Annotated in this window: 1 protein-coding gene; it reads left to right on the plus strand. The window is 48.1% G+C overall.

Annotated features, from left to right (window positions below):
• On the plus strand, nt 1-672 hold a 672-nt coding region (locus tag R7Q11_RS26715), incomplete at both ends, for a HAMP domain-containing protein (protein ID WP_225467060.1).

Raw genomic sequence — 672 nt, forward strand, 5'->3', positions numbered from 1 at the left:
AACCGCTCACCACATTAAATCCAGAACTGACGCGCGATAAAATGGCCAACTTGGCACAACACGCGAAGCTAGAAACAATCACGTGGCCAAAACAAGGCGACCAACTGATTTATGTTGCTCAAGTCCCTAACACCGATTGGTCTCTGGGCGTTGTGCAAGACAAACAAATGGCTTTTGCCTCCGTTTCGGAGCAAGTGACCTTTACTGCCATTGCTTCAATCGTGATGTATTTGATCATCGCTGCCATCAGCACTTACGTGATCACTCGCCTACTACGTCCACTGCAAACTTTGTCGGATGCACTCTCTGAACTGTCACAAGGTGAAGGTGATTTGACGCAGCGCATCGAGATTGAACGCATGGATGAAATTGGTGAACTGGCCACGCACGTCAACCAGTTCCTTGCTCAGATGCAATCAATGCTAAAAAACATCGTCGAAAACAGTCAGCAGTTGTCAGAACAAGCACAACAGGCGAATGAACTCTCAGCCATGGCGGCAGGACGCGTTGAGCACCAACAAAATGACGTAAACCAAATTGCTACGGCCATTCATGAAATGTCAGCAACCGCTGCAGAAGTAGCAAGTCATGCAGAATTGACCGCAAGTGCATCCCAAAACTCCGCATCTGCGTGTGTGGAAGGTCAAAGCGTTATTCAGAAAAACCGAGAAG

It is taken from the genome of Vibrio sp. 970 (assembly GCF_033339075.1).